The sequence below is a fragment of the Microbacterium aureliae genome, assembly GCF_054780155.1.
On the sequence record NZ_BAAGWW010000002.1, the window covers coordinates 709,352 to 732,273 of the forward strand.

The window sequence follows — 22,922 nt, forward strand, 5'->3', positions numbered from 1 at the left end:
CGCGCTTCTCGAGGAATGACATGACCGATCTCGCCGCCGCGCCGCCCCTTCCCGGCCCCGACGAGCCACCGGCAGATCATCTCGAGGACGCCGACCCCGCCGTCGCCGCCCGGCTCGGACTCGTCCCGGCCCCGCCCGGCGTGCGGTCCCTCGCCTTCGCGATCGACGCCGTCATCTACGCCGCGCTGGCCTCGCCGGCTGTCGCCGGCGCCCTGATCCTTCGCGCCGAGGGCGCCGCCGGCATCCTTCCGGTGGTCCTCGTGGCAGCCGGCGCGGGCGCCGCGACGCTGTTCGGGCTCATCCAGCTGATCGTCCACGGCCGCCGCGGGGTGACCACCGGCAAGGCCGCCATGCGCCTGCGGTCGGTCGCGGTCGACGGCTTCGGCAGGCCCGGGGTCCGGCGGGTGCTGCTGCGCGCCCTCGTGCTGTGGGTGAGCGGCGTCGTCCCGGTCGCCGGTCCCGCGGTGCTGCTGGCCTCGGGGCTGTGGGATCCCGAGCGCCGCGGGCGCAGCATCCTGGACCGTGTCGGCCGGTGCTGGCTCATCGATGCGCGCGCGGGCCTGGACCCGTTCGATGCCAAGGCGCTGCGCCACGCCCGCCGCGCCCTGCGGCCGCGCCGGGACGACCTCGACGAGAAGCTGCCGTCGATGGCGTCGGGGATCGGCGTCGAGGACGGCCTGCGCATTCCGGACGACCGCTCCCGCTCGGGCGTCGTCGGGCCCGGCGGCACCGGTGCGCGGTGGTCTCTCGCGCACGCCGTGCCCGAGCCGGCGCTCATCGACGGCGTCCCGGGGGTCTCGCCGGCGGACGCGGCGGTGCCGGCCGCTGCTGCCGCCCCACCCGCCCAGACCGCCCCCGCCGCGCCGGCCGCGCCGGCGCCAGCTCCCGACGTGGCGTTCCCGGCGGGTGCCGCCGCCCCCCCCGCCGCGCCGGCCGCGCCGGCGCCAGCTCCCGACGTGGCGTTCCCGGCGGGTGCCGCCGCCCCCGCCGCCGCGACGCGGCGCGCTCAGCAGGTGGTCCGCTTCGACGACGGCTCGCTCGTGCGCGTGCCGGTGTTCGGGCTGCTCGGCCGCGATCCCGAGGCGGTGCCCGGCGAGAACGTCGACGCGCTCGTGCGGCTCGAGGACCCGGAGCGGCTCATGTCCAAGACGCACGCCGCTTTCGGGCAGGATGCCGACGGCGTGTGGGTCCGCGACCGCGCCTCGCGCAACGGCACGCTGCTCGAGGGTCCCGAGGGGGAGAGCATCGACGTGCCCGCCGATCAGGCGATGCGCGCCCCCGCGGGCTGGACCGTCCGGGTGGGCGGCCGTTCGTTCACGGTCATTGCGAGAGGTGCCGATTCGTGAAGCTCAAGCTCGGACTCCGCCGCGGCGTCGGCCACTCCGTCGACGTCCTCGTCACCGCCGACGCCACCGCCACCGTGCAGGACGTCGCGCGTGCGCTGAGCGAGGGCGACGCCCTGGCCGGGGCGGGCGGCGTCAACGCCAGCGAGGTGCCGACGCTGCTGGTCGCGCCTCCCGCAGGACGCGCCGTCCAGCTGGATCCCGCGGCGCTCGTGGGCGAGGCGCCCCTGGGCTCGGGTTTCGACGCGTCGATCGTCCCCGCCGTGCCCGCCGCCGAGGCGGGCGGCCCCGCGGCGGCGCTCATGCGCATCCGCAGCGGCCCCGAGGCCGGGCGGACCGTGGCCCTCTCGGCAGGTGCGACGGTCATCGGGCGCGTCGCGCCCGCCCAGGTCATCCTCGACGATCCCCTCGTGTCCAAGCGCCATGCCCGCGTCGAGGTCGACCAGGGCATCGAGCTGATCGACCTCAACTCCGCCAACGGGCTCCTCGTCGACGGCGGGCTCGTGCAGCGCGTGCGGGTCATCCCCGGCAAGACCATCACGATCGGCGCGACCGAGGTGTCGTTCGAGCTGGTGCCGCGCGCCGGCGAGGCGCGGGTGCTCGAGCGGGGCGGCGCCCTGATGTTCAACCGCTCGCCGCGCGTCGAGGACCGCTACGCGGGCCGCGAGTTCCGGCATCCGATCATCCCGACCGAGGCCGACCCCCGCATCTTCCCCTGGCCGATGATCATGGCCCCGGTGCTGCTGGGCCTCGGCATGTTCGCGCTGACGCAGCGCCCCACCTCGCTGCTGATCGTCGCGATGGCGCCGCTGATGATGCTGGGCAACTTCATCGGGCAGCGCACGCAGCAGGGCAAGAAGCTGCGGCTCGAGATCGAGACCTTCGAGGCCCAGCTCGAGGAGCTCGAGGACACCCTCGCGCACGAGGAGGGCGTCGAGCGGGAACGCCGTCGGGCCGAGGCACCCGCGACGGCCACCGTGTACGAGGACGCCACGGGGCTCGGCCCGCTGCTGTGGACGAGGCGCCCCGAGCACTGGAACTTCCTGTGCCTGCGCCTGGGCGTGGGGACCGGGACCAGCCGCAACACCGTGCAGGAGCCCACGGATCAGCGCGGCATCGCCCAGTACGCCGGCGAGGTCTCGCGCGTCCGGGAGCGCTTCGCCACCATCGAGGGCGTCCCGGTGATCGAGCTGCTGCCGTCTGCGGGTGCCATCGGCATCGCCGGGCCGCGCGAGTACGCCGCCGACGTCGTGCGCGGCCTCGGCGTGCAGCTGTTCGGGCTGCACGCCCCCAACGAGGTCGTCACCGCCGCCATCGTCGACCCCGGCTGGACGGGCGACATGGAGTGGATGAAGTGGCTGCCGCACACCACCAGCCCACGGTCGCCGTTCGCCGAGATGGCGCTCGCAGACAGCCAGTCCGCCGGCACCGCGCTGCTCAACGGCCTCGAAGAGGCGATCCTCGAGCGGCTGTCGGGCTCCGCCACGCGGCGCGGCCCCCTCGCCGAGAAGAACGCCTCGATGTCGCTCGGCAAGTACGTCGGCGAGCAGGCCGACAGCGGCGCGACGGTCGGCGACGTCTCGCTCGTGCTGTTCGTCACGCATGACGCCCCCGTCGACCGGCCGCGACTGACCCAGGTGATCGAACGAGGGCCGGATGCCGGTGTCTACACGATCTTCGTCGCCCCCACCGTCGAGTCGCTCCCGGCCTCGTGCCGCACCTTCATCGACGTCACCGAGGGTCTCGACGACGCCGTCGTCGGCTGGGTGCGCGCCGGTCAGCGCGCGCAGGACGTCGCGATCGAGGGCGTCTCGCGCGAGTACGCCGAGATCTTCGCCAAGCGCCTCGCGCCGGTCGTGGACTCCAGCTCGGTCGCCGCGGACTCGTCCGACCTGCCGGCCAGCGTCTCGCTGCTGCGCCTCATCGGCGGCGACATGGCCACCGAGCCGCAGGCCGCGGTGGAGCGGTGGCGGCAGAACAACTCCGTCATCGACCGCACGCGCGGGCCCCGTCCTCGCCTGAAGCGGGCCGGCACGCTCAAGGCCTACGTCGGCCAGGGCAGTCCCGACGCGATGACCCTGGATCTGCGCACCCAGGGGCCGCACGCCCTCGTCGGCGGCACCACCGGGTCGGGCAAGTCGGAGTTCCTGCAGGCGTGGGTGCTCGGCATGGCCGCCGAGTACAGCCCCGACCGGGTGACCTTCCTCTTCGTCGACTACAAGGGCGGGTCCGCCTTCGCGGACTGCGTGGACCTGCCGCACACCGTGGGCCTGGTCACCGACCTCAGCCCGCACCTCGTACGCCGGGCGCTCACGAGCCTGCGTGCCGAGCTGCACCACCGCGAGCACCTGTTCAACCGCAAGAAGGCCAAGGACCTGCTCGAGCTCGAGAAGCGGCAGGACCCCGAGACGCCGCCCGCGCTCGTCCTGGTCATCGACGAGTTCGCCGCGCTCGCCACCGAGGTCCCGGAGTTCGTGGACGGGGTCGTCGACATCGCTCAGCGGGGCCGCTCCCTCGGCATCCACCTCATCATGGCCACCCAGCGGCCGGCGGGCGTCATCAAGGACAACCTGCGGGCGAACACGAACCTGCGGGTGGCCCTGCGGATGGCCGACGCCGCCGACTCCCAGGACGTCGTCGGCGATGTCGTCGCCTCGACGTTCGACCCCTCCCTCCCCGGCCGCGGCATCGCCAAGACCGGTCCGGGACGACTGGTCCCCTTCCAGTCCGGCTACGCCGGCGGCTGGACGACCGAGGAGCCCGCGCGGGCGCAGGTGCGGGTCGCCGAGTTGCGCTTCGGGTCGGTGACGCTGTGGGAGTCCGAGGGGGAGCGGGATTCCGACACCCACGACGAGGACCTCGGGCCGAACGACCAGAAGCGCCTCGTGGCCAACCTCGTCCACGCGGCGCAGGAGGCCGGCATCCCCGCCCCGCGCCGCCCGTGGCTCGACGACCTCGCCACCACGATCGACCTGCGCGACCTGCCGCTGGACGGCGACGGGCGCATCCCGCTGGGCCTGGCCGACATCCCGCAGCGCCAGCTGCAGGAGGCGGTGTTCTTCACACCCGACACCGACGGCCACATGCTCGTCTACGGCACCAGCGGCGCCGGCAAGTCGGCGGCCCTGCGCACGGTCGCGATCGGGGCGGGGGCCCGCCCCGACCTCGGCCGGGCCTCGGTGTACGGCATCGACTTCGGCACCGGGTCTCTGCGGTCGCTCGAGATCATGCCGCACGTCGGCTCGATCGTCTCGGGCGACGACACCGAGCGCGTGCAGCGGCTGCTGCGCACCCTGCGGGGAGTCCTCGACGACCGCGCGAAGCGGTTCTCGGCGGTCAATGCCGCCACTCTGAGCGAGTACCGCACGATCACCGGGGACACCGCCGAGCCGCGGATCCTGGTGCTCATCGACGGGTTCGGGGTGTTCAAGCAGGACTGGGAGACCACGTCCAGCCGCGCCCCGTTCTACGCGATCTTCATGCGGATGCTGGGGGAGGGCCGGCCGCTCGGCGTGCACGTGGTCGCCACCGCCGACCGCTACGGCGCGGTCCCCACCGCCGTCAGCGCCAACGTCACCAAGCGCATCGTGCTGCGGATGAGCGACGAGGGGGCGTACTCGATCCTCGGGGTGCCCAAGGATGTCCTGGACGAGCGGAGCGTTCCCGGGCGCGCCATCGTCGACGGGCTCGAGACGCAGGTCGCCGTCATCGGCGGCACCACGAATGTCGCCGAGCAGAACGCCGCCGCCGAGGCGTTCGCCCAGGCGCTGCGGTCCGCGGGCGCGGTCGAGGCCGGGAACGTCGGCTCCCTCCCCACCGACCTCGATCCGGAACGGCTGCCCGCGCGGGCGGGGGAGCTCCCCGTCCTCGGCATCGGCGACGACACCCTCGGCCCGAAGGGCTTCGAGCCGATCGGGACGTTCGTGGTCGCCGGACCCCCGCAGAGCGGCAAGACCACGGCGGTGCGGGGCATCCTCACCGCTCTCGAGCGCTTCGACCCCGCCGTCCGCCTCTTCCACATCGGCGGCCGGCGCGCGGCGCTCCGCGACCACCGCGCCTGGGAGCGCGCGGAGTCCCAGATCGACGAGGTGCGGGCCCTCGCCAAGGAGCTCAAGGAACTGGTGGGCCAGGAGCCCGCGGCCGGGCGGATCGTCATCGTCGTCGAGAACGTCACCGAGTTCAGCGACACCGACGCCGAGCGGCCCCTCAAGGAGCTCTTCCAGGCGGTCAACCGCAGCGATCACTTCCTCGTGGCCGACGGCGACGTCGCGCAGCTCGGCAGCGGGTTCGGCCTGATCGGCGAGCTGAAGGCGGGCCGTCACGGGGTGGCGCTGCGGCCGGACTCGTACGATGGCGAGGCGCTGTTCAAGCTGCCCTTCCCCAAGGTGCAGCGGCACGAGTATCCGGCCGGACGCGGCCTGTTCGTCGAGAACGGGCGGATCGTCACCGTGCAGCTGCCGCTCGTGACCGGCTGAGGCCGGCGGACCCGGGGATGGGTATTCCTCCCCATCGGCTCTTTCGGAGGGTTCGGTTAGCGTGGGTTCAGCCGGAGAGACCGGTGACTTCTGGAGGGGATTTCCAATGGCTGATTTCAAGGCTTCGTACGGCGAGATGGAAGCCATGGCGGGCAAGCTCGACTCCGGTCGCGAAGAGATCGGCGACACGCTGCGCCGTCTCAAGAGCGACGTCGACCGTCTGCTGGGCGACGACTTCAAGACCCAGCACGCGTCGGGCAAGTTCGGTGAGGGCTACAACGAGCTGACCACGGGTCTCGAGAAGGCCATCGAGGGCATCTCGGACATGGGTGAGTCGCTGCGCAAGATGATGCAGGCGATCAAGGACACCGACCAGGCGCTCGCCGGCAACTGACTCCGATCCGCGGGCGCCGGCGACCGCCGGCGCCCGCGTCGTGGATTCCAGACAACGATCAGGGGGAACGATGGCCGACATCATGCTCGACCTCGAACGGCTCCGGCAGGCGCAGGCGGGGGTCGCCGCGGCCGTGGCGGAGTTCAAGGACGCGTCGAAGATCAACAACGGGCTGGAGTCGGCGATCGACCGCCCCGATGACCGCAGTGCGCTGCGCGACAAGGTCGGCGACTTCGAGTCGGCCTGGAACGGCAAGCGCGACAAGCTCACCGAGAACCTCGAGAACATCGACAAGCAGCTGCGCAGCATCATCGACGGCTGGACCGAGTGGGACACCACGACGGCCGCCGACCTCGCCTCGGCGACCGAGCAGACCGCCACCACGACCGTGAACCGGGTCGGCTGATGCGCTCGCCGGTCGGAGGACACGAACTGCGCCAACTCGCCGGCAACGCCGCCGAGGTGTGGGAGCGCGGGGACGCCTGGGTCAAGCTCGCCGCCGTCATGGACACCACCGCGACCGAGCTGAAGGCCATCGGGGACTCCTCGATCCACAAGAGCAAGGGCACCGACAAGCTCGCCGAGATGGCCTCCGAGAGCGCCGGCGACCTCGAGAAGGCCGCCGTCCGGTACGACCAGACGGGCCGGGCCCTGCGCCGGTACGGCAACGCCCTCGACACCGCCCAGTCGTGGCTGCGCCACAACAAGGACGACGTCGAGCGGGCCGAGCGCGACTACCAGGCGGCCATCGACGCCAAGGCCGAGGCCGTCGACGCGCAGGAGTCGCTCGAGCGGGTGTGGCCGTGGGAGGACGACCCCTCGCAGACCGAGCTGTCGGCCGCACGCGACGCGGTGTCCGACGCCGACGGCGCGCTCACCGGGGCGACCACGCGGCGGGACGACCTGTGGACCGAGTTCGACCAGGTCTTCGAGGCGTGGTCGGAGGCGTACGACGACGCCGTCGGCGACATCCAGAAGGCCATGGACAGCGCCGACAACAACGACGGCTTCTGGGAGTTCGTCGACTCGGCGCTGAACGTCATCGCGATCGTGCTGATCGTCCTGAGCGTCATCGCCCTCATCATCGGCGCGCCACTGGTCGGCCTGCTGGGCATGGTGATCCTCGGGCTCACGCTCCTGACCGTCGCGCTCACGGCGCTGAAGTTCGCCTTCGGCCGCGCGACCCTCAGCGACGTGGCCTGGAGCCTCGTCGGCCTTCTGCCCTTCGGCATCGGCAAGGTGCTCTCCAAGGGCGCGCCGGTGCTGTCGACGATCGTGCGCTCCGGGCGGGGCACGGTCACCGCCGCCATCCGCTCCGGCATCCCGGCCGTCGCACTGCGCCGGCCCACGACATGGGTGTCGCCCCTGCGCTCGCTCGTCGCCCCCGTCCGCTCGTGGCTCGCTCTGCCGCGACCGGGCATGTTCGTCAACCCGTTCCGCTCCATCGCGATGGGGGGCGCCGAGGCGGTGCAGGTGCAGAACTTCCTCCAGACGATGCGCTCCTCGCAGTGGGGGTCCAACCCTGCCGTCCGCGACTTCATCGTCCGCACCACCGGGACGCTGCCCGGACGCGGCGAGCAGCTGCTCAACGCCGGACTGTGGACCACGTTCACCGCCAACGACGCCGTCGGGGTCGCCGGCATCCAGCCCGACATCCCCGTGCTGGAGGACATCCAGGTACCGTGGGGACGGTGACCTCCGGCTCGGCCCCCCTGCGCGCCGTCGCGGTGGCGTACCTGGCGTGCCAGATCGTCCAGGCGGGGATCCTCGTGGTCTTCCTGGTCGCCTCACTGCTGTTCGCGGGCGCGCAGGTCACCCGCAGCGCCTCGCCGGCGTGGGAGGCGCTCGTGCCGTTCCCGGTCTTCCCCGTGCCGGCGTGGATGCCGGCGATCCCGGCCGCCGCCGGCCTCGCCCTCGCCGTGATCTGGGCGGTCACCGCGCGGGCCGCCGACGCGGGGGCCCTGACCGGCGCCATCGGTCCCACTGTGGCCGCCGCGGTCACCCCCGGATTCCTGGTCCTGGCGTACGAGGGTGCGCCGCCCGAGCCCTACCTCCTGCCGCTGGCGGTCACCGGGGCGTCCCTGATCGTCGTCGTGACGGCATCCGTCATCGCCGGCGCGCGCATCCGCGGCGAGAGCACGAACGTCGAGAGGAGTCGGTCATGACCGACCGGGCCGCCACCGCGCCGTCGCCCACGGGCTTCCACATCATGATGCCGCCGGGCTGGGCGCGGTACCTCGTCGACGACGAGGGAAAGCAGGCGCTGATCGCACGGACGAGCGCGCGCATGCGCGAGCTCTCGCGTCCCGACCTCGACGCGCAGGCGCGCACGCTCGTCGAGGTGCAGTGGCGCAAGCTCCGGGCCGCCGGCGTGACCGCGGTGTACCTTCCGGGAGCCGCCGACCCCGTCCTGCCGACGGCGAGCATCGCCGTCCGGCAGCACGTCGCGCCGGCCCACATCGACTTCGCCGGGTCGCTCACCGCCGTCACCTCGGCGCCCGTCGAGCGGTTCGAGACGCAGATCGGGACCGTGCTGCGCTGGGTGGAAGAGGTGCGCGGCGAGGGCGAGATCGCCGAGATCCGCAGCCGGCAGGTCGGCTACGGCTTCCCGCTGCCCGGACCGGGCGAGCGGCGCGGACTCGTCTTCCTCGCGTCCACCCCCTACCTGGACGACACGTCCGCCGACATGGTCGCCGCGCTGACCGAGCGCGTCGACACGATCATGGAGACCTTCCGCTGGCGATGAACCTCGAATACACGATCGAACTCGACCACACCGTGTGGATCCCGGTGCCGCTGGCATTCCCGTGGAACGGCTACGACGACGCCGCCGCCTGGGCGGCCGACCTCGCCATCGCCCTCACGCGCGGCGTGGATGCGCCGGCCGAGGTGCGCGACGGCCTCGAAGACTCGGCGCGGGCGATGGCCGAGGTCGAGCCCCCGCTCCCGGGGCCGATCGAGCGGTTCTGGCACCTGCCCGAGCACGGCGGCCCCGAGCGGCTGGTGCACCTCTACGTCACCACGACCGAGGCGACGACCGCCGAGGACCTCGCCGAGCTCGCCCGCGCGGGCGTCGGCGGCTACGTCCAGACCGTGACCGTGCTGGAGGACACCGGTTTCGACGTGGCCATGCGGGCCGTCGTGCTCACCGAGATCCCCGGACGCACCCTCACCGTGCTGCGCTGCCTCGGCCTGCGGGCGGGGTGCGTCTTCGTCCTCGAGCTGATCGAGGAGCACACCGCCGTCGTCGAGGAGCTCGAGCCGGTCCTCGAGACCCTGTTCCGCTCGATCCGGCTGCGCGAGACGGCCGGACCCGTCGCGACCGCGGAGGCGGCGTCATGATCCTGCGGATCGGACTCCTCGTCCTCGGCGCCCTGCTGCTGGTGTTCCTCGGCTGGGGCGCGGTCTCGTCGTGGATCACGGTGTTCGCCGAGGGCGCGGGGACGGCGGTGGACACCTCCGGGCGAGGCACCGGGTCCGGCGAGACGCCGGCGATCGTCGCCGCGATCATCTTCACGGTGTTCGCGCTGCTCGCCGCCGGCGCGGTCGCCGCGTCCGTGGCGATGCTGCGCCGGCGGGCCTGACCGCGTCGACACCGGATGCCGGGACCCCTCCCGTCCGCGTTTGACCGACCCTCGGCATCCCGCGTATCATTGATCGGGTGTGCGCTCGCGCGCGCCCTGCGACGTGCCCCGGTGCCGAGAAGGGAGCCGCGGCCGCCGCGATCTGAAGGGAACGGTCTGCGAACAGACCACCCCCACGGCATATCCACCACGAAACCGCGACAGTCATGGCGCGACGGTGGATCTGTGGTGAAACCACGACGCTGTCACCGTGCAGCACTACTGAGGAGAGAACGTGCCAACCATTCAGCAGTTGGTTCGCAAGGGGCGCTCGCCGAAGGTCTCGAAGACCAAGGCGCCGGCGCTGAAGGCGAACCCGCAGCAGGCGGGCGTGTGCACCCGTGTGTACACCACCACCCCCAAGAAGCCGAACTCGGCGATGCGCAAGGTCGCCCGTGTGAAGCTGCGCAACGGCACCGAGGTCACCGCGTACATCCCCGGTGAGGGCCACAACCTGCAGGAGCACTCGCTGGTGCTCGTGCGCGGCGGTCGTGTGAAGGACCTTCCGGGTGTCCGCTACAAGATCGTCCGCGGCGCCCTGGACACCCAGGCCGTCAAGAACCGCAAGCAGGCCCGTAGCCGCTACGGCGCGAAGAAGGGTTGAGTTAGATGCCTCGTAAGGGTCCCGCCCCGAAGCGTCCCGTCGTCAACGACCCGGTGTACGGCGCCCCCGTCGTCACCCAGCTCGTGAACAAGATCCTCGTCGACGGCAAGAAGTCGCTCGCCGAGTCGATCGTCTACGACGCCCTCCGCGGCGTCGAGGCCAAGAACGGCCAGGACGCCGTCGCCACGCTCAAGAAGGCGCTCGACAACGTCCGCCCCACCCTCGAGGTCAAGAGCCGCCGCGTCGGCGGTTCGACCTACCAGGTTCCGGTCGAGGTCAAGCCGCACCGCGCGAACACCCTCGCGCTGCGCTGGCTCGTCAGCTACGCCAAGGGTCGTCGTGAGAAGACGATGACCGAGCGGCTGCAGAACGAGATCCTCGACGCCTCGAACGGCCTGGGTGCCGCGGTCAAGCGCCGCGAGGACACCCACAAGATGGCCGAGTCGAACCGCGCCTTCGCGCACTACCGCTGGTAATCGTTTCGTCTCGCTTCGCCCGCTCGGCGACCGGAGATCCGGCCGTCGAGCGGGCGGCGAAGCCGCGAGACGAAACGCCCCCTGTACCGATCCAGACGTAAGGACACCCCGTGGCACAAGAAGTGCTCACCGACCTCAACAAGGTCCGCAACATCGGCATCATGGCGCACATCGATGCCGGCAAGACGACGACGACCGAGCGCATCCTGTTCTACACGGGCGTCAACCACAAGATCGGCGAAACCCACGACGGCGCTGCCACCACCGACTGGATGGAGCAGGAGCAGGAGCGTGGCATCACCATCACCTCCGCTGCGGTGACGTGCTTCTGGGAGAAGAACCAGATCAACATCATCGACACCCCCGGCCACGTCGACTTCACCGTCGAGGTGGAGCGGTCGCTGCGCGTGCTCGACGGCGCGGTCGCGGTGTTCGACGGCAAGGAGGGCGTGGAGCCCCAGTCCGAGACCGTGTGGCGCCAGGCCGACAAGTACGACGTCCCCCGCATCTGCTTCGTCAACAAGATGGACAAGCTCGGCGCGGACTTCTACTTCACGGTCGACACCATCGTCAACCGCCTGAAGGCCAAGCCCCTCGTGCTGCAGATCCCGATCGGCGCCGAGAACGACTTCATCGGCGTCATCGACCTGGTCTACATGCGCGCACTGGTGTGGCCCGGCGACGCCAAGGGTGACGTGACCATGGGCGCCAAGTACGAGATCCAGGAGATCCCGGCCGACCTCGCCGACAAGGCCGCCGAGTACCGCGAGAAGCTGCTCGAGACCGTCGCCGAATCCGACGAGGCGCTTCTGGAGAAGTACTTCGGCGGCGAGGAGCTGTCGCCCGAGGAGATCAAGGGCGCCATCCGCAAGATGACGATCTCCAGCGAGGTCTACCCCGTGCTGTGCGGCTCGGCGTTCAAGAACCGCGGTGTGCAGCCCATGCTCGACGCGGTCGTGGACTACCTGCCCTCGCCGCTGGACGTTCCGGCCATCGAGGCGCACGACCCGAAGAACGAAGAGAACATCATCGAGCGTCACGCCGACCGCGACGAGCCGTTCGCGGCGCTCGCGTTCAAGATCGTGACGCACCCGTTCTTCGGCCGCCTCACCTACATCCGCGTGTACTCCGGTCACCTCGACTCCGGCGCCCAGGTCGTCAACTCGACCAAGGGCAAGAAGGAGCGCATCGGGAAGATCTTCCAGATGCACGCCAACAAGGAGAACCCGGTCGACTCGGTCACCGCGGGTCACATCTACGCCGTCATCGGTCTGAAGGACACCACGACCGGCGACACCCTGTCGGACTCGGCCAACCAGGTGGTGCTGGAGTCGATGACCTTCCCCGAGCCGGTCATCGAGGTCGCCATCGAGCCCAAGACCAAGGCCGACCAGGAGAAGCTGGGTCTGGCGATCCAGAAGCTCGCCGAAGAGGACCCGACGTTCCGCGTCGAGCAGAACGCCGAGACCGGCCAGACGGTCATCAAGGGCATGGGCGAGCTGCACCTCGACATCCTCGTGGACCGCATGAAGCGCGAGTTCAAGGTCGAGGCCAACGTCGGAAAGCCCCAGGTGGCCTACCGCGAGACGATCCGCAAGACCGTCGAGCGTCATGACTACACCCACAAGAAGCAGACCGGTGGTTCGGGTCAGTTCGCGAAGATCCAGTTCGCGATCGAGCCCCTCGAGGTCACGGCCGACAAGACGTACGAGTTCGAGAACAAGGTCACCGGTGGCCGTATCCCGCGCGAGTACATCGAGCCGACCAACCAGGGCTTCCAGGACGCGATGGCTGTCGGCGTGCTCGCCGGCTACCCCATGGTGGGCGTGAAGGCGACCCTCATCGACGGTGCCTCGCACGACGTCGACTCGTCCGAGATGGCGTTCAAGATCGCCGGCTCGATGGGCTTCAAGGAGGCGGTCCGCAAGGCGAACCCCGTCATCCTCGAGCCGATCATGGCCGTCGAGGTCCGTACTCCCGAGGAGTACATGGGCGACGTCATCGGCGACCTGAACTCGCGCCGCGGTCAGATCCAGTCGATGGAGGACGCCGCCGGCGTCAAGGTGGTCCGCGCGAACGTGCCGCTGTCCGAGATGTTCGGCTACATCGGCGACCTGCGTTCGAAGACCTCGGGTCGCGCTGTGTACTCGATGGAGTTCGACAGCTACGCCGAGGTCCCGCGCAACGTCATGGACGAGATCATCCAGAAGACCAAGGGCGAGTGAACACTCGCTCGGAAGACACACAACTTCATAACTAGACTGAGAACCATCCCCGTAGCGATCCGGTCGCAAACCAGCGCCCGGACCATCTACACGACAGTCCTGAGGAGGACCCAGTGGCTAAGGCCAAGTTCGAGCGGACCAAGCCGCACGTGAACATCGGAACGATCGGTCACGTCGACCACGGCAAGACCACGCTCACCGCAGCGATCTCGAAGGTGCTCGCCGACAAGTACCCGTCGGCCACCAACGTGCAGCGCGACTTCGCGTCGATCGACTCGGCTCCCGAGGAGCGTCAGCGCGGTATCACGATCAACATCTCGCACGTCGAGTACGAGACGCCGAAGCGCCACTACGCGCACGTCGACGCTCCCGGTCACGCCGACTACATCAAGAACATGATCACCGGTGCCGCTCAGATGGACGGCGCGATCCTCGTGGTCGCCGCCACCGACGGCCCGATGGCTCAGACCCGTGAGCACGTTCTGCTCGCCAAGCAGGTCGGCGTGCCCTACCTGCTCGTCGCGCTGAACAAGGCCGACATGGTCGACGACGAGGAGATCCTGGAGCTCGTCGAGCTCGAGGTCCGCGAGCTGCTGTCGTCGCAGGACTTCGACGGCGACAACGCCCCCGTCGTCCGCGTCTCGGGCCTGAAGGCTCTCGAGGGCGACCCGGAGTGGGTCGAGAAGATCGTCGAGCTCATGGACGCCGTCGATGAGTCCATCCCGGACCCGGTGCGCGACAAGGACAAGCCGTTCCTGATGCCGATCGAAGACGTCTTCACGATCACCGGTCGTGGCACCGTCGTCACCGGCCGCGCCGAGCGTGGCACCCTGGGCATCAACTCCGAGGTCGAGATCGTGGGTCTGCGCCCGACGCAGAAGACGACCGTCACCGGTATCGAGATGTTCCACAAGCAGCTCGACGAGGCGTGGGCCGGCGAGAACTGTGGTCTGCTCCTCCGCGGCACCAAGCGTGACGACGTTGAGCGCGGCCAGGTCGTCGTGAAGCCCGGTTCGGTCACCCCGCACACCAACTTCGAGGGCACGGCGTACATCCTGTCCAAGGACGAGGGCGGCCGCCACAACCCGTTCTTCACGAACTACCGTCCGCAGTTCTACTTCCGCACCACCGACGTCACCGGCGTCATCACGCTGCCCGAGGGCACCGAGATGGTCATGCCCGGCGACACCACCGACATGACGGTCGAGCTGATCCAGCCGATCGCCATGGAGGAGGGCCTCGGCTTCGCGATCCGTGAGGGTGGCCGCACCGTCGGTGCCGGCACCGTCACCAAGATCCTCAAGTGATCTGAGCCCTCCGGGGCTTCAGGGGGTCGGACCTTCGGGTCCGGCCCCTTTCGCGTCCCCGCGTCCCCGCGGCCGCTTCGCGAGGAGATGCGCACTCCTGAGGATGCAGATTGCCCCCGGCATCCTTCCCAGCCTCATTTCTCCTGCCCTGCCCTCGCGCGCTGCGCGGGGCAGATGCTGTGGCGTGCCGTTGCCGCAAGGGCGGGCGGATGCCGCGGCGGTAGGTGCCAGGCGGACGACGCCGTCACGGTGCGGGCGCCGCAATGCGCGGGGCCTGAGGCCCGTTACGCGGCGCGGTGCAGCCCCTGCGCGATCGCGTGCACCACGGCATCCTGCACCTCATGCCAGCGGAAGTGGATCTGCGCATAGCCGACGCGGATCACGTGGTAGCCGAGCAGCCGCAGCTGCGCGTCGTGCCGGTTGTCCTCGTCGCGCTGCGCGCCGACGTGGTGACCGCCGTCGATCTGCAGCACGAGACGGTCGCCGATGAGCAGATCGACGCGGTGACCGGCGATCATGGCCTGGCGGCGCAGGGGAAGCCCGAGCCAGCGTAGGCGCAGATCCACGATCGTCTCGAGCCCCGAGTCGGCGTACAGCGCCGCATCGTCGAGCAGCCGTCGAGCTTGGGCGGGCAGGTCGAGCCGGCTCAGTGCCGCCGGCTCGAACAGCTTCTTGGCGAGCGCAGATTCCCACGTGGCCAGGGCGTCCTCGTAGGGCTGGCACATCGCGACGAGGGCCAGGACGTTCTCGATGGGATCGACGACGGCGCTCGGAGTCCGCGCGATCACCGGCCGCCCCCAGTGCACCCGGCCGGGCAGCAGGTGCGCCTTGCCGGCATGCGCCGGCGCCGCCACGTGGGGTTCGGCGTCCGACAGCCCGTGCGGCACCCACAGGCCGAGGCGCTTGGCCTGCGTCACGCACGAGAGGACCACGCCGTGGCGTGCCGCCTCAAGCAGCTCGGGCGCGGTTCCCGGAAGGGCGACCCAGCCGCGGCATACGGTGACGATGCGTCCCTCGGCACGCAGCATGTCGAGCGTGCGGCGGGAGTGCGCGGCGTCGTTGAGTGCAGCGACGCGCGCGATTCCCCCGAGCTCGGTGAGCGTCTTCACCGCCGCGTCGCGGCGCCGCCGAGCGCTCGCGGTGCGGCGGCGCTGGGTGTCGCTGTCGGGGTCGAGGAGCACCATCGCTCGATCGTCCTCGCCACGCCGACCGTCTTGACCCCCGACGCGACCTTGTGGAGGAATCCGCCGGCGCCGCCCCCTGGGGAGGAGACCTCGACCCTGCCCACCCCGCCCGCCCGCCCCGCCCGCCCCGCCTGCCCATCCCGCCCGCACCGGAGACTCTGCCCGCCCCTCCGCGAAACCGGGGGCCCGCTCCGAACCCTTCGCGAGGAGATTCGCACTCGAGAGGATCCCGGCGGGCACCGGCATCCTTCCCTCCCTCATTTCTCCTCGCCACCGCACCGCGCCGGGGGCGGACACTCGCCGGCGCACCGCGCCGCGCGCGGACACCAGCCACCGCACCGCGCCGCGGGCGGACACGGGCGGCAGAACGAGGACGACGGCGACGGATGCCGGTGGGGCGGCTCACCGGGGGCTCACACCGGCGCCGATTACGATGGCTGAGTGCCAGACACCCCCTCGCGCTTGCCTGACAGCCCCACCCGCCGCTCCCGCCGGGCGGCGACGCTCGACGACTTCTGGGACACCCAGGAGCTGGATCCCTCGCTCGAGAGCGTCGTCGACGGCAGCGGCCCGCGCAAGCGCCGTCGGGTGTGGCCCTGGGTCATCCTCGCCGTCTTCGTCGCCGCGGCCGTCGCGGCCGGTGTCGTGGCGTTCCAGTTCCTCTCCGAGGTGCGCACCGCCCAGAACGCGCTGGAGCGCGCCAAAGCCGATCTGACCTCGCTGACGACCGGGCTCGGCGAGAAGGATCCCGAGACCATCCAGGCGACCGCCGACGACATCTCGGCCAACGTCACGCTCGCGGCCGACATCGTCGAGCGCCCGCTGTGGGACATCGCGGCGAAGGTCCCGTTCGTGGGCCAGAACGTGGATGCCGTGCAGCGCGTCACCCGCGCCGTCGACATCCTCGTGCAGCAGGCGCTTCCGCCGGGCCTGCAGTTCATGACGGCCGTCGATCTGGACGGGCTCACCGTCGAGGGCGGCGGGCTCAATCTGCAGCCGTTCCGGCAGGTGCAGGGTTCGATCCCCGAGATCCGCGCGGCCTTCGCCGCCGCGAAGGACGTCATCGCGCCGCTGCAGGCGGAGTCGCTGCTCCCGCAGGTGGCGCAGCCGGTCGATGAGATCACCACGGTCATCGATCAGGCGACGCCGGCGCTGGGTGTCGCCGAGAAGTACCTGCCGACCCTGCTGGACATCGCGGGCGCGGACGGCAAGAAGACCTACCTGGTGATCTTCCAGAACAACGCCGAGATCCGCGCCACCGGCGGCAACCCGGCGGCGAGCATGATCCTGACGTTCACCGACGGCAAGCTCGGCTACGCCGACCAGGCAAGCTCCACCACGTTCTACCAGGCAGGCGTCGCCGGCAACGTGTACGTGCCGCTCCCCGCCGAGACGACGGGGCTCTACCTGCCGACGCTCAACCGCTACTCGCAGGACTACACCTTCACGCCGGACTTCCCCACGACGGCCACGCTCTTCCAGGCGGTGTGGGATGCCACGTCGGGTGCCTCGTTCGACGGCGTCATCTCGATCGACCCGGTGGTGCTCTCGCACATGCTCGGGGTTGCGGGACCGGTGAAGCTCGCCACGGGAGAGACGCTGACCGCAGACAATGCGGTCCGGATGCTGCTGAGCCAGTCGTACGAGCGGTACCCCGACGCGCGCTCCTCGGACCTCTTCTTCGAGGGCGCGGCCAAGAGTGTCTTCGATCACCTGACGTCCTCGTCCTGGGACCCCATGCAGATGCTCGCCGCCCTGCAGCGTTCGGCCGAGGAGCAGCGCGTGTACCTCGCGTTCACCGACCCCGAGGCGCAGGCGCTGGCGGCCGAGTTCGGCGTGGACGGCGCGCTGGCCCCCGACACCGAGTCCCAGACGCAGGTGGGCGTGTACCTCAACAACTCCTCGGTCAGCAAGCTCGACTTCCACCTGACGTCGGCCATCTCGGCGTCGTGCGACGCCGGCGCGCGGACCATGACCACCACCATGACGCTGCACAACAGCATCACCGATGACATCCGCAGCAACTACACCCTGGGGTGGCGGAACGGCCGCTTCGGCCTGCCGCGCACGACCCTCATGCTGGACGTGCTCTTCTTCGCCCCGCCGGGCGCGTCGATCACCCAGACGACGCCGGCCAGCGGGGATGCCCCGGTGTGGGACCGGGCGGGCCGCGAGAAGGGCAACACCGCCGTGAGCCGCACGGTCTTCGTGCCGAAGGACGAGACGGTCACGGTGTCGGCCACCATCAAGCTGCCCGAGGGCGACCTGGGTCCGCTCAACCTGCGGCACACGCCCACGGCACGCGACACCGCCGTGACGATCGACGCCGGGTGCGACGCGCTGTTCGCCTCGAAGTAGGACCGCTCGGGAAGCACCCGGCTCCGCCGATCACCGGCGGGATGCAGCACCCCCTGACGCCTCGTCAGGGGGTGCTCGTCGCTTCGCGATGGCGCCGCGGGCGCCGCAGCGTCAGGCGGTGGCGCGCGTCTTGCGGGCGCCGGAGCGGCGCCGCCGCCCGACGGGCTTCTTGGAGCCGTCGGTCTCGTGCGTCGCACCGTACGTGTACGCGCCGTAGCCGTAGCTGTCGGGTCCGCGCGTGGGCAGCATCGTCACGACGAGACCGAGCAGCTGACCGCCGGCGGTCTCGAGGCTGCGGATGGCGCCGGTGAGGTCCTGCTTGCGCGTCTTGCCCGACGCGGCGGCGAAGATCACGCCGCGCGTCTTCTTGCTGAGGACGGCAGCGTCGGTCACGAGCAGCAGCGGCGGAGCGTCGATCAGCACGTAGTCGAAGTGCTCGGTGAGCGAGGCGAGCACGTGATCCATCGCGACGGACCCGAGCAGCTCGCTCGGGTTCGGCGGGACCGGGCCCGACCCGAGGACGAACAGCTTGCCGCGGCCCCACTTCTGCAGCGCGTCGGCGAGCTCGACGCGGCCGATGAGCACATCGGTCAGCCCGACGCCGCCCTCGATCCCCATGTAGTCGGCCACGCGCGGCAGGCGCAGGTCGCCGTCGACGAGCGCGACGCGCGCGCCGGTCTCGGCGAGGGCGATCGCGAGGTTCGCGGTCGTGGTGGACTTGCCCTCACCGGGCCCCGCGCTCGAGACGACGAAGGACCGCGGACCGCCTTCGATGTTGAGGAACTGCAGGTTGGTGCGCAGCGACCGGAAGGACTCCGCGCGGGGGCTGCGGGGGTCGGCGTGCACGATCAGCGGACGTTTCTGCGCACCCGGATCGAACGCGATCCCGCCCAGCAAGGGCGCGGTGGTCAGCTGCTCGATGTCGTGCAGCGTGCGCACGCGCGTGTCGAGCACCGTGCGCAGCACGCCCACGCCGACACCCAGCGCCAGGCCGAGCAGCGTGCCCAGCGCGATGTTGAGCGGGGTGTTCGGGCTCGACGGGCGCGCCGGCATCACCGCCGGCTGCACCGTGGTCACCTGCACGGGGCTGGCCGCGTCCTCGGTGGCGGGCTGCTCGAGCGTGGTCTGCACCGCTGTGGCCAGGCTCGTCGCCGTCGCGTCGGCGATCGCCGCGGCGCGCGCGGGGTCGGTGTCGGTGGCGGTGATGTCGATCATCACGGTGTTGAGGGGGGCGGATGCCGCGATCTGGCCGCTCAGCTCCGCCACGGTGGTGTCGAGACCGAGCTCCTCGATCACGGGCTCGAGCACGAGCGCGGTGTCGACGACGTCGACGTAGCTGGCCACGATCTGCCGCGCGAAGGTGGTGCCCTGGACGAGGTCTCCGGTGGCGGCGCCCTCGGAGCGCACCGAGACGTAGAGCTGCGTGGTGGACTCGTACGTCGGGGTTCGCGTCAGGGAGTACGCGGCGCCGACGGCCGCGCCCAGCACGGTCAGCGCGAGGATGATGATCCAGTTCTTGTGCAGAATCCTGATGTAGTCGCGCAGTTCCACCGAGTATCGTCCTTCGTCGTCGGGCGGGATCGCGAGAGATCGCGCCGCGGGCAATTCTTCCACAGCCCCTGTGCCGCCCCTGAAAGGGCTACGCCCCCGCGTGGGTCACGCCGTAGGTGTACTGGCTGTAGGCCGCGCTGTCGGGGCCCTTCGTGGGGAGCTTGGTGATGACGACGCCGCGCACCTTCGCGTCGGCCGCCTCGATGGCTTTGGCTGCCGCCGCCAGCTGCGGCTTGCGCGTCGATCCCGACGCCGCCACCAGGACGGCGCCGGTGGTCAGGCGGGCCAGGACCGCGGCATCCGTCACCGCCAGCAGGGGAGGGGCGTCGATGATGATGACGTCGAACGCGCGGCGCATCTCTTCGAGTGCCTGCCACATGCGCCGCGATCCGAGCAGCTCCGCGGGGTTGGGGGGCAGCGTGCCCGCCGGCAGCAGGAAGAGCTTGCTCCGCCCCCACGGCTGCATCGCCCCCGAGAGCGGGATACGCCCGGCCAGGACGTCCGACAGCCCGACGCCGCCCTCGATGTTGAAGTTGTCGGCGAGGCGCGGCTTTCGCAGGTCGGCGTCCACCAGGGCCACGCGCAGTCCCGTCTCGGCCAGCGTCAGGGCGAGGTTGGCCGCCGTGGTGGACTTGCCCTCCGCCGGCGCGGAGCTGGTGAGGACGAAGCTCGGCGTCCCGGAGTCGATGTTGAGGAACTGCACGTTCGTCCGGAGTCGGCGGTAGGCCTCGGCGCCGGGGTCGCGGGGTGCGGCCTGCACGATGAGGGGCCGCTCGGCGGACTCCGGGTCTATCGGGATGCCGCCGAGGATCGGCGCCTGCACGGTCGACTCCACGTCGGCGACGGTGTGCACGCGTGTGTCGAGGACGGACCGCAGGACCGCCAGGCCGACCCCGGCGGCGAGGCCGACGAGCAGCCCGAGCGCGATGTCCAGCCGCAGGTTCGGCGAGGACGGAGTCGTGGGGACCTTCGCGGGCGAGATCGCCTCGACGCGGACCTTGCTCTCGGTCTCGCCGGCGGTGGGTGCCTCGAGCTCGGTGGCGACAGCGGTGGCGAAGCTGTCGCTGATGGCGTTGGCCAGCTGAGACGCGAAGCTGGGATTCGCATCGACGACGGAGATCGTGATCAGCTGCGTGTTCAGGGGGGCGGACGCGCTGACCTTGGTGGCGAGCTCGCCGACCGTGACGTCGAGCCCGAGGTCGTCGATGACGGGTTCGAGGACGATCGCCGTCGGAATCACACGCACGTAGCTGGTGACCGCCTGACGGGCGTAGTTCGTGCTCTGGGCGAGGTCACCGGCGGCGCCGCTGTTGCGGACCGAGACGAACAGCTGCGCGGTGGACTGATACGTCGTCGGGGTCGTCAGCGCCACAAGCGCGCCGACGGATCCGCCCAGGACGGTGCAGGCGAGCACCAGGAGCCAACTGCGGCGCAGAAGCGCGAGATAGTCCCTCAGCTGCACGCCGCCCCCACTGTGTCGCCGGTCGCAGCTCGGGCGCCGGGTTATCCTGGCTGCGGCCTCTCCGGATGCCGCAGCCCCATCCGCTCTCGATCCTCGCATATCCCGAACGGCCCCCATGAGCTCACTCGCGCACCTCTTCGCCGAAGAGTCGACGGCGCGCGCGGGCGGCGAACCGGCTCCCCGCGCCGGGTCCTCCGAGCGGGTGGGTGCGCTCTTCGCGGGGCCGCGGACGTCGGCCTTGGCATCCGCCCCGGCGGCTGTCGACGACACTCCGGCGCTTCAGGCGCTGGTGGGCGGCAGGGGACAGGCGATTCCCGCCGCCGCCGGCGCGGTCTCCGGGCCGACTCGCATCCGTCGGGTGGGTGGTTCCGTCGACATCCTCAACGTCGTCACCGCCGTCCTCTCCGTCGCGGCACTGGTGACGGCCGTCGTCGTCGGCTGGATCTCGATCACGTCGGCGTCGCCGGAGCGCGATGCGCTCGCGACCCTGACGAGCAGCGAGGCGGTGCTGGCCAACGAGACCCGCGCGGTCAACGCCGGCCTCGTCCGCATCGACGAAGCCCGTGCAGCCGGGATCGCCGTCGCGAAGGGTCTGCGGGGGCCGCTGGCGGCGACCGCGGGAATGGTCGACGAGGACGCGCTTGCAGACGTCGAGCGCGCCGTCGTCGAGCATCGTGTCGCACTGGATGCACTGGTGCTGCCCGCGCCGCTCGAGGACTATGCGACGCCGCCGTTCGAGCAGGACTCCCTCGCCTCCATCGGAGCCGCGATCGACGCGGTCAGCGAGCGCGCCACGGAGGTGTCGAAGGCCGCGGCGGACGTCCGTGCCGTCCGGGACGACCTCGACGCGCTCGAGCGCTCGTTCCGCGCCGCGATGGCCGAGTTCGCCGCCGGCGTCCCTGACCGCGCCGCGGTGATCGTCGAAGAGAACCCGGATGCCGCGGAGGAGCTCCGCGAGGCCGTCACGGCCGCCGGGTCCGCGGTCGCCGGCGCTGATCTCGCCGAGGCGGGCGCCGCGGCGTCGCTGACCGCGTTCGCCGACGCCGTCACCGCGCTTCGCGAGGACCAGGCCCGCTTCGAGCTGGAACTGGCCCAGCGCCTCGCGTGGGAGGAGGAGCTGCGCCGTCAGCAGGAGCAGCAGTACAGCGGCGGGACCGACCCGGCCCCGCCCGCCGACTCCGTCGAGCCGACCGATCCCGTCCCGCCGTCCGACCCGACGGACCCCAGCGACCCGACCGACCCGGTCATCCCGCTCCCGACGCCGGGACCGGGCGGCGGCTGAGTCAGCGCGCAGTCATCGCCAGCGACAGCACCCGGACCACCTGATCGATCGCGGGCACGAGCTGCCCGGCGGATCGCTGATACGTCTCCCACGACCGCCGGTAGGGGTCGACGACGTCGTCGTCGACCGGATCGGCCGGGGGCGCGCTCATGCCACGCTGGGCGGCGACGGCGGCGACGGCCGCGCGGGCCCGCGCGGAGCCGTCCGTACCGGCGCCCGCGACCGCCTCGGCGATCTCTTCATCGGGGGTGTCCGCGGCGAGTCGGGCGAACTCCCGGACGGTGAAGGTCGAGCGCAGCCGGGCGGGGGCGAGTTCCACGACGCGTCGGCGGTGTTCACGGCTCATCGCGAGGATGAGGTCCGGCGAGCGAAGCTCGGCCTCGGTCAGGTACCGCGAGCGGTGCTGGTCGGCCAGGTCCTGGGCGACTCCGAGGCCGACGGCCAGCCGCACCGCCTCGGGAGTCATCGGTGCGGCATCCAGTCCCATGGTCCCGGCGCTGTGGACCTGGGGATCGTACGCGGCCAGCCGCGTGCGCAGCAGGCTCTCGGCGAGCGGGGACCGGCAGATGTTCCCGGTGCAGACGGTGAGGATCTCGAACATAGCTTCCTTCGGGATAGGCGGGAACGCGGTGCGGGCG

Annotated in this window: 19 protein-coding genes; 15 read left to right on the forward strand and 4 right to left on the reverse strand. The window is 71.1% G+C overall.

The window, feature by feature from the left end; genetic code table 11:
- Nucleotides 1-20 precede the first annotated feature (20 nt).
- The 13 genes from ACYVF4_RS09390 (at nt 21) to tuf (ending at nt 14,447) form a co-directional block, all read left to right on the forward strand.
- Nucleotides 21-1,346: an RDD family protein gene (locus ACYVF4_RS09390; RefSeq protein WP_460722017.1), complete on the forward strand. Its 1,326-nt coding sequence runs from the start codon at nt 21-23 to the stop codon at nt 1,344-1,346.
- Nucleotides 1,343-5,818, forward strand: coding sequence for an FtsK/SpoIIIE domain-containing protein (locus ACYVF4_RS09395; RefSeq protein WP_460722019.1), 4,476 nt, complete (start codon nt 1,343-1,345; stop codon nt 5,816-5,818). Before ACYVF4_RS09390 ends, ACYVF4_RS09395 begins: the two co-directional genes overlap by 4 nt.
- Before the next feature lie 106 nt (nt 5,819-5,924).
- The gene (locus ACYVF4_RS09400; RefSeq protein WP_460722021.1) at nt 5,925-6,212 is read left to right on the forward strand and encodes a WXG100 family type VII secretion target; all 288 of its coding nucleotides are present in this window, start codon (nt 5,925-5,927) and stop codon (nt 6,210-6,212) included.
- 70 nt (nt 6,213-6,282) lie between these two features.
- Nucleotides 6,283-6,618 carry a hypothetical protein gene (locus ACYVF4_RS09405; RefSeq protein ID WP_460722023.1) on the forward strand — a complete coding sequence of 112 codons (336 nt, stop codon included), beginning with the start codon at nt 6,283-6,285 and terminating at the stop codon, nt 6,616-6,618.
- Nucleotides 6,618-7,907, forward strand: a complete 1,290-nt coding sequence (locus ACYVF4_RS09410) for a hypothetical protein (protein WP_460722025.1) — start codon at nt 6,618-6,620, stop codon at nt 7,905-7,907. Before ACYVF4_RS09405 ends, ACYVF4_RS09410 begins: the two co-directional genes overlap by 1 nt.
- Nucleotides 7,904-8,377, forward strand: coding sequence for a hypothetical protein (locus tag ACYVF4_RS09415; protein ID WP_460722027.1), 474 nt, complete (start codon nt 7,904-7,906; stop codon nt 8,375-8,377). The genes ACYVF4_RS09410 and ACYVF4_RS09415 overlap by 4 nt, the downstream gene beginning before the upstream one ends.
- Nucleotides 8,374-8,958, forward strand: a complete 585-nt coding sequence (locus tag ACYVF4_RS09420) for a hypothetical protein (RefSeq protein WP_460722028.1) — start codon at nt 8,374-8,376, stop codon at nt 8,956-8,958. Before ACYVF4_RS09415 ends, ACYVF4_RS09420 begins: the two co-directional genes overlap by 4 nt.
- Complete coding sequence (locus tag ACYVF4_RS09425; protein ID WP_460722030.1) at nt 8,955-9,554, forward strand: hypothetical protein; 600 nt, start codon at nt 8,955-8,957, stop codon at nt 9,552-9,554. Before ACYVF4_RS09420 ends, ACYVF4_RS09425 begins: the two co-directional genes overlap by 4 nt.
- Nucleotides 9,551-9,796, forward strand: coding sequence for a hypothetical protein (locus ACYVF4_RS09430; RefSeq protein ID WP_460722032.1), 246 nt, complete (start codon nt 9,551-9,553; stop codon nt 9,794-9,796). Before ACYVF4_RS09425 ends, ACYVF4_RS09430 begins: the two co-directional genes overlap by 4 nt.
- Before the next feature lie 274 nt (nt 9,797-10,070).
- Nucleotides 10,071-10,439 (forward strand): 30S ribosomal protein S12, encoded by a 369-nt coding sequence (rpsL, locus tag ACYVF4_RS09435; protein WP_018171438.1) that lies wholly within the window; start codon nt 10,071-10,073, stop codon nt 10,437-10,439.
- A 5-nt stretch (nt 10,440-10,444) separates the two neighbouring features.
- On the forward strand, nt 10,445-10,915 hold the full coding sequence (gene rpsG, locus ACYVF4_RS09440) for a 30S ribosomal protein S7 (protein ID WP_460722034.1): 471 nt from the start codon (nt 10,445-10,447) through the stop codon (nt 10,913-10,915).
- Between the two features lie 110 nt (nt 10,916-11,025).
- Nucleotides 11,026-13,140: an elongation factor G gene (fusA, locus tag ACYVF4_RS09445; RefSeq protein WP_460722036.1), complete on the forward strand. Its 2,115-nt coding sequence runs from the start codon at nt 11,026-11,028 to the stop codon at nt 13,138-13,140.
- A gap of 113 nt (nt 13,141-13,253) precedes the next feature.
- On the forward strand, nt 13,254-14,447 hold the full coding sequence (gene tuf, locus ACYVF4_RS09450) for an elongation factor Tu (RefSeq protein WP_460722038.1): 1,194 nt from the start codon (nt 13,254-13,256) through the stop codon (nt 14,445-14,447).
- Between the two features lie 284 nt (nt 14,448-14,731).
- Here the strand turns inward: tuf and ACYVF4_RS09455 are convergent, their stop codons facing one another.
- Entirely contained in the window at nt 14,732-15,631 is a 900-nt protein-coding gene (locus ACYVF4_RS09455; RefSeq protein WP_460722040.1) for an endonuclease domain-containing protein, read from the reverse strand.
- 441 nt (nt 15,632-16,072) lie between these two features.
- Here ACYVF4_RS09455 and ACYVF4_RS09460 point away from each other — a divergent pair, with 441 nt between their 5' ends.
- Nucleotides 16,073-17,989, forward strand: a complete 1,917-nt coding sequence (locus tag ACYVF4_RS09460; protein ID WP_460722042.1) for a DUF4012 domain-containing protein — start codon at nt 16,073-16,075, stop codon at nt 17,987-17,989.
- Nucleotides 17,990-18,100: 111 nt separating this feature from the next.
- Here ACYVF4_RS09460 and ACYVF4_RS09465 read toward each other — a convergent pair whose 3' ends face one another.
- Together ACYVF4_RS09465 and ACYVF4_RS09470 are read right to left on the reverse strand one after the other, a co-directional pair.
- Nucleotides 18,101-19,540 (reverse strand): tyrosine-protein kinase domain-containing protein, encoded by a 1,440-nt coding sequence (locus tag ACYVF4_RS09465; protein WP_460722043.1) that lies wholly within the window; start codon nt 19,538-19,540, stop codon nt 18,101-18,103.
- Nucleotides 19,541-19,628: 88 nt separating this feature from the next.
- The gene (locus ACYVF4_RS09470; protein WP_460722045.1) at nt 19,629-21,002 is read right to left on the reverse strand and encodes a tyrosine-protein kinase domain-containing protein; all 1,374 of its coding nucleotides are present in this window, start codon (nt 21,000-21,002) and stop codon (nt 19,629-19,631) included.
- A 115-nt stretch (nt 21,003-21,117) separates the two neighbouring features.
- Between ACYVF4_RS09470 and ACYVF4_RS09475 the strand changes: the two genes are divergently transcribed.
- The gene (locus tag ACYVF4_RS09475) at nt 21,118-22,284 is read left to right on the forward strand and encodes a hypothetical protein (protein WP_460722047.1); all 1,167 of its coding nucleotides are present in this window, start codon (nt 21,118-21,120) and stop codon (nt 22,282-22,284) included.
- A gap of 1 nt (nt 22,285) precedes the next feature.
- Here ACYVF4_RS09475 and ACYVF4_RS09480 read toward each other — a convergent pair whose 3' ends face one another.
- Nucleotides 22,286-22,885: an arsenate reductase/protein-tyrosine-phosphatase family protein gene (locus ACYVF4_RS09480; protein WP_460722049.1), complete on the reverse strand. Its 600-nt coding sequence runs from the start codon at nt 22,883-22,885 to the stop codon at nt 22,286-22,288.
- Between the last annotated feature and the right edge of the window lie 37 nt (nt 22,886-22,922).